The following is a 6,307-nucleotide window of genomic DNA, read 5'->3' on the forward strand; positions in this document are numbered from 1 at the left end:
CAATATTTCAATTCTGTCAATTTTGAGCTTTTGGGGACAAAGGTTGATTTGCAAAATCTTGACAAGCTGGATAGAAATGCCTTTCTAAAACAAGAGTTCAAATTTTCTCTGCCCAATTATGAAATCCTTCTGAAAGACAGCCTTAACAAACTCAAAATAGGCCTGATCTCAGTCGACAAGAATCAAATAAAGGTCAATGACCTTGAATTAATACCTAGGGTGGGCAGGTACCAATATGGCCGAACCGTAGGAAAGCAGACTGATGTGATGAATATCCATGTTCCTTTATTGGTATTGGAAAGTCCTGATTATGAAAGATTTTTAGAACAAGAAGTTTTGGCTGCCAAATCACTCAAAGTTTCTGATATTTATGCTTCAATGTTTAGGGACAAAAGGTACCCTCGAGAAACCGGGATATACCGTCCCATGCCTCAGGAATTGATGAGAAATGCAGGTTTGGAACTTAGATTGGATACTTTCGTCATAGAAAATGCGACCATCAGGTATGCTGAGTTTTTTGAAAAAGGAATGGTGCCTGGGGAGATGCTATTTACAGATATCAATGCAGGCTTGTATCCTTTTCATCTATCGACAAGCGATAATCCTTATCCTTTGGAAGAATCCTTTTTATTGGCTACGACCAAGTTGAATGGAGTGGCAGACCTGAATCTACAGGGACATTTGTTTTTTGAGGAACCTTATCCGATGAGAATCAATGCGCAGCTCGGTAAGTTTGACATGCGGACCTTAAATTCAATACTGGAAACCAATGCTTTTGTGAACGTCAAAAGAGGAACCGTTAACAGGGCCGATTGGTCATTTGTGGCTGACAATGACAAAGCTGTAGGGCAGATGGCATTTTCGTATTCAGATTTGCACTTGATTTTGTTAAATCACCGAACCCTCGAAAAAGCAAAAGGAAGGGATGCTATCCTGACTTTTGTTCTGAATTCTTTTGCCGTAAGGTCAAACAATCCCAGGAGATACCTCAGAAAACCGATTGAAGGGAAGATATACCAAGAAAGGGATAAAGAGAAATTCATTTTTAATTATTGGTGGAAAACCACATTTAGTGGCATGAAAGGAAGTTTGGGCCTTGGGCAGGCTAAACCGGAAAAGGAAAAAAAAGGGAAGAAAAGAGAGAATAGCAGTAATAAACAAGATCGGATTAAGGAAGAGGAGTGATCAGTTTACAGTGATCAGTCGCATTTTTCAGCCGCAGGATGCTTAGGGAGCAATCAGTATTGGAAAGGAATAACTTTTCAACTTTAAAACCTTCCAATTTTTGAATCTTTCAACCTTCCAATTTTCCAATCAATTACCCCTTTGTCCCCCTTACCATTTCATTTTTCCCCGGAGGTCCCGGTAGGGTTTCTACTGTCAGTCCCAATTCCTTCAGATCCCTTTTTAGTTTACCTGTAGCTGAATAGGTCACCAATATTCCCCCTGGATTCATCGTGTCCACGACTTTTTCCAAGATTTCTTTAGTCCAAAGTTCGGGTTGTTTTTTGGGTGCAAAGGCATCATAGAAGACAATATCTGAAGGGTAGAGAACCGCATCCTCTAAAGTCGTTTGGTCCTTTTTCATATTGAAATACTCGGAATAGACCAATCCCTGATCCCATGGAGACAGGTGGAGTTTCTTAAAAAAATGGGCATAATGGTAAATTGAAGTATCGACTTCTGTATAATTCAGCTTTTCGAAGACCTCTTTTTCCAGAGGAAAAGGATCTATGGTATGGTATAAGACCGGCACTTTGTATTGTTCTGCCCACACCAAGGTCAGCCATGCATTTAGTCCTGTCCCAAATCCCACTTCAAAAATCCGGATTGGAAACCTATCCGGATTGCGCATGAACCATGCTTCCAGGCCATAAAGCATAAAAACATGGATAGATTCCCTGTATGCGCCATGAAAAGAATGATAAGATTCCTTCAGTTCAGGGAGGTAAAGGGAATGTGATCCGTCTTCAGTAATGATGATTTTGACTTCTCTTCCCATGCTTTAGATTTTATGGATCAGGACCACACAATAGGCAGAAATACCTTCCTGCCGTCCCACAAAGCCAAGTTGCTCAGTCGTGGTGGCTTTGATGGAAATATTCGAAATATCTGTTACCATCACTTCAGCAAGGCATGTCTTCATCGAAGGAATATGTGGGTTCAGTTTTGGAACCTGCAGACAGACTGTTGAATCGATGTTGCCCACTTCGTAACCTTCTTTTCTGATCAGCTGCATTACCTCTTTGAGTAGGATTTTGCTGTCGATGCCTTTGTATTTTGGGTCTTTGTCTGAAAAATGATAACCGATATCCCTCAAATTGGCTGCACCCAAAAGCGCATCACAGATTACATGGATCAGCACATCAGCATCAGAGTGCCCGACTGCCCCTTTGTCGTGTTCCAGTTTGATTCCTCCCAGCCAAAACTCATAGCCTTCTTGGAGTTGATGTACATCATAGCCGAAGCCGATTCTGAAATTTGTCATATTTTACTAGACATGAAATGTAAGACATAAGACATGAGACAAAAAAACAGCTAGTTATTTCCATTTTTTGCTTTGTAGTAGACGACGGAAGAGTTTTCTTCTACAAGGATTTTATTCGCCTGCTTTATTATTTCCTCCGAAGGGATTTTGATTTTCTTTTCATATTCCAACTGTTGGTAATCAGGATTACCGAGATGGGCATTATAAGCCAAAGTCATAGCGCGGTTCAACAGCTGAACGGATTCATAGGTTTTCATGGCCTCCGCCTGATTTTTGATTTTTGTCAGGGTATTGTCGGAAACAGTGGAGGTAAGAAAAGAAGCCACTACTTCATCCAAAGCTTTTTCTGCAAGTTCAGCCGGTTGTCCCTTTTCCATTTTACCTGAAAAAACCAACAATCCCGGGTCAACTGTACCGTAGATATATGCGCCAATGGAAGCAAACAAGTTTCCGTTTTTGACCAAATGCTGTTCCAAAATAGAAGAACGCCCGAAACCCAAAATATCCGTGATCAAGTCAGATTCTAGGTATCCATCCTGTAATTTTCCCGGCATGTGGTACACTTTATACAAAGCATCGGTAGGGACATCTGCTTCTACTTTCAGTGTTTTTTTACTCTTTTGGGGCAATTCCTGAAGGATTGGCTTTTTTGGGATTTGACCGGATGGGATATCTCCAAACCATTTTTCAGACAAAAATTTCACTTGCTCCAAAGTGACATCTCCTGCCACTACCATGACGGCATTGTCGGGTCTGTAGTGGGTCAGGTAGAATTCTTCTACATCTGACTTTTGGTAATTGACGATGTCTTCGATGTTTTTACCTATGGTAGGCCATTGATAAGGATGCCTTTCATAAGCCAATCCCCGGATATGGTGATGTATATCTCCGTAAGGTTGGTTGATATACCTTTGCTTAAACTCCTCGATCACCACTTTGCGTTGGGCTTCAATGGTTTTTTCGGAGAGATTAAGCTGGAGCATCCTGTCAGATTCCAACCAAAAAGCGGTTTCAATATTGGACGCAGGCAGGGTGATGTAGAAGTTCGTGATGTCTGTATTGGTAAATGCATTACAGGAACCTCCGACTTTTTCCAGTTCGGTGTCGAAAACGGGTACATTTTTGGAGCTTCCAAACATCAAGTGCTCAAAATAATGCGCCAGTCCCGTTTTTCCGGCAATTTCATTCCTTGAGCCTACTTTGTAAAGGATATTCAATACAGCGATTTTGGTGCTCCGGTCTTCATGGATGAGCACCTGAAGGCCATTATCCAGTACAAATTGTTGGTAATTGATCATTGAAAATTTTCAGCAAAGCTAAGAAATAAAAGCAATTTGGGGGGTAATTGTTTCAGGAAAGCAGTTCCCCTTTATACCCTGAACTTTCCAATGCCTGAATTATTTCAGCAGGTTCTTTATCGCTTTCTACTGTAAGGATCCTGTCTGGATTGGTGAGGTCAACCTGCCAGGAACCGGCAGCGATTTTTTCCATTTCAGGAGTGATGGTTGCCACGCAGGCACCGCATTTGACATTTGTTTTGAATTGCTGTTTCATATTAGAAGACATTAGATGTGAGACGTGAGATTTGAGACTAGGTAGTTGGAGTAAGGAGGAAGTATTTAAGGAGTACGATTTACGATTTCCGAGGTTGGAATTTGGAAGTTAGAAGAAAATTGGAAAAGACTTCACCTTGTCATTTCGAAGGAGGTACGACTGAGAAATCTTAAGTAATAACAAGAGACAAGACTCGGATACCTTTTGATTTTTAAAGCGATTGTCATTTCCTGAGTCGAAGGCTATTGCTGACTACGGATACTGAACTCAGTGCCATGGCAGCTCCCGCAATCATCGGATTGAGCAAGAACCCGAATGCGGGATACAGGATTCCTGCGGCGATCGGAATTCCGACAATATTGTAAATAAAAGCCCAAAATAGATTCTGACGAATGATTTGGACTGTTTTTTTGGTCAGATGAAGGGTTTTTGGGATTTGAGTTAGGTCTGAATGGACCAATGTCACTTCAGCGACTTCCATCGCTATGTCTGTTCCTTTTCCCATGGCAATACCCAAATCGGCCAAGCTGAGCGCCTCACTGTCATTGATCCCATCACCTGCCATGGCAACATGTTTTCCCTGAGCCTGTAAATCCTTTAGGTAAGCAGCTTTATCCTGAGGAAGCATTTCCGCCTTGAAATGGTCTATTCCGGTTTCTTTTGCTACCCAGGCAGCAGTTTTGGTTTGGTCACCGGTCAGCATATGGATGGTAATGCCCATTTGCTTCAATTCTAGAATGGCTTTTTTTGAAGTGGCTTTGATTGGATCTGCGATTTTGAATACCGCTACCAATTCAGCATTTTTTGCTACAAATACGACAATGGCACCCTCTTTCAGAGCTTCAGAAGATTCTTCCATAAGCGATCCTTCCATGTCAATTCCCTGTGAGACTAGCCACTTGCTGGTCCCGATGTGGTAAATCTCATGTCCGGCTTTTGCGCTGACACCTTTTCCAGTTTCGCTTTTGAAATCCGAGATGTTTTTTTCCGGATTGATTTCCTCAAAATATTCTGAAATGGCTTTTGCCAAGGGATGCTCGCTTTTGGATTCGATGGCTTTGACGACAGATGGGTCACTTTCAATCCATTTTTCACCATAAAACGAGCCGATGACTTTTGGATTTCCTTCTGTAATCGTTCCGGTTTTGTCCAAAATCAAGGTATCAATGGTTTTCCCTTTTTCCAGACTTTCTGCATCTTTGATCAAAATCCCCAATTCTGCGCCTTTGCCCATGGCTGCCATGATAGCGGTAGGTGTCGCCAATCCCAAAGCACAGGGACAGGCTATCACCCACACTGTAATCAGGGCAAGCATTCCCCTCAGCCAAGCATCCTCTATCCCGCTAAAACCCCAAATAAAGAATGTGATCAAGCCAATCGCCAATACGACAGGAACAAAAATCCCTGCGATTTTATCAACCGTTTTCTGAATGGGAGCTTTGGAGCCTTGGGCTGCTTTGACCCTTTGGATGATTTGGGCAAGGAAAGTTTCCCCTCCAACCTGCTCCGCCTTAAAGGTGAAGCTTCCGGAATCATTGATTGTTCCGGCAAAAACTTCAGCTCCATTTTCTTTCAGGACGGGAAGCGGTTCACCGGTAAGCATACTTTCATTGACATAAGAAGAGCCATCAAGGACTTTACCGTCGAGAGGTATTTTTTGACCCGGTTTGATCAATATTATTTCACCCTTCCTGACTTCGGAGGTTTTCTTTGAAATTTCTTTTCCTTCTTTCAAGACAATGAGGTCTGTTGGCTGTAGGTCCATCAACTTTTTCAAAGCAGCACCTGTACCGGCTTTGGCCCCCGACTCCAGCGTTTTTCCCAAAAGAATAAAAAAGATAATCACAGATGCGGCTTCAAAATAAACATGAACCTCAAGTCCTTTGGAGGCTAGATATTCAGGAAAAAAAGTATTGAAGGTACTGTAAAGGTAAGCTATTCCGGTACTGAGGGCGACTAGGGTATCCATATTTGCCTGTCCATGCCCTGCCAATTTCCATGCTTGGGTAAAAAATTGTCTCCCCATAATCAGCAAAACCGGTGTGGTCAGAGCCCACATGATGTAATTGCCATAGGGAAGGTCCATCCAAAACATGCCTATGAAGAAAACCGGAAAAGCCAGTATACCCGCATAGAGCGTTTTTTTCTTGAGTTTATGATATGCTTCAAGCTGCATCTTTTCCAAATCCTCCTGCAATACATCTCCAATCATCAAGTCATAACCTGTTGATTGGACCTGTTTCTGGAGTTTTTCCAAGGATATTG

5 protein-coding genes and 1 pseudogene are annotated in these 6,307 nt (G+C 42.2%); 1 reads left to right on the plus strand and 5 read right to left on the minus strand.

What is annotated here, in order from left to right; all coding sequences use genetic code 11:
- Positions 1-1,185: pseudogene (locus ACZFYI_RS13815) on the plus strand (hypothetical protein); the annotation flags it as partial.
- 133 nt (positions 1,186-1,318) lie between these two features.
- Here the strand turns inward: ACZFYI_RS13815 and mnmC2 are convergent.
- The 5 genes from mnmC2 to ACZFYI_RS13840 all read right to left on the minus strand — a co-directional run.
- On the minus strand, positions 1,319-2,002 hold the full coding sequence (gene mnmC2, locus ACZFYI_RS13820) for a tRNA (5-methylaminomethyl-2-thiouridine)(34)-methyltransferase MnmC2 (protein ID WP_462524715.1): 684 nt from the start codon (positions 2,000-2,002) through the stop codon (positions 1,319-1,321).
- A 3-nt stretch (positions 2,003-2,005) separates the two neighbouring features.
- The gene (gene ispF, locus ACZFYI_RS13825) at positions 2,006-2,488 is read right to left on the minus strand and encodes a 2-C-methyl-D-erythritol 2,4-cyclodiphosphate synthase (RefSeq protein WP_462524716.1); all 483 of its coding nucleotides are present in this window, start codon (positions 2,486-2,488) and stop codon (positions 2,006-2,008) included.
- A 50-nt stretch (positions 2,489-2,538) separates the two neighbouring features.
- The gene (locus ACZFYI_RS13830; RefSeq protein ID WP_462524717.1) at positions 2,539-3,786 is read right to left on the minus strand and encodes a M16 family metallopeptidase; all 1,248 of its coding nucleotides are present in this window, start codon (positions 3,784-3,786) and stop codon (positions 2,539-2,541) included.
- Positions 3,787-3,838: 52 nt separating this feature from the next.
- Entirely contained in the window at positions 3,839-4,042 is a 204-nt protein-coding gene (locus ACZFYI_RS13835) for a heavy-metal-associated domain-containing protein (protein ID WP_462524718.1), read from the minus strand.
- Positions 4,043-4,265: 223 nt separating this feature from the next.
- The coding region (locus ACZFYI_RS13840; protein WP_462524719.1) for a copper-translocating P-type ATPase at positions 4,266-6,307 on the minus strand (2,042 nt) is incomplete at its 5' end.

The sequence above is a fragment of the Aquiflexum sp. genome (genome assembly GCF_977115555.1).

Bases quoted from the DNA above. Each gene is read 5' to 3' on its own strand.
- ispF (WP_462524716.1), bottom strand. From the start codon at position 2,488: ATGACAAATTTCAGAATCGGCTTCGGCTATGATGTACATCAACTCCAA.
- ACZFYI_RS13830 (WP_462524717.1), bottom strand. From the start codon at position 3,786: ATGATCAATTACCAACAATTTGTACTGGATAATGGCCTTCAGGTGCTC.
- ACZFYI_RS13835 (WP_462524718.1), bottom strand. From the start codon at position 4,042: ATGAAACAGCAATTCAAAACAAATGTCAAATGCGGTGCCTGCGTGGCA.
- mnmC2 (WP_462524715.1), bottom strand. From the start codon at position 2,002: ATGGGAAGAGAAGTCAAAATCATCATTACTGAAGACGGATCACATTCC.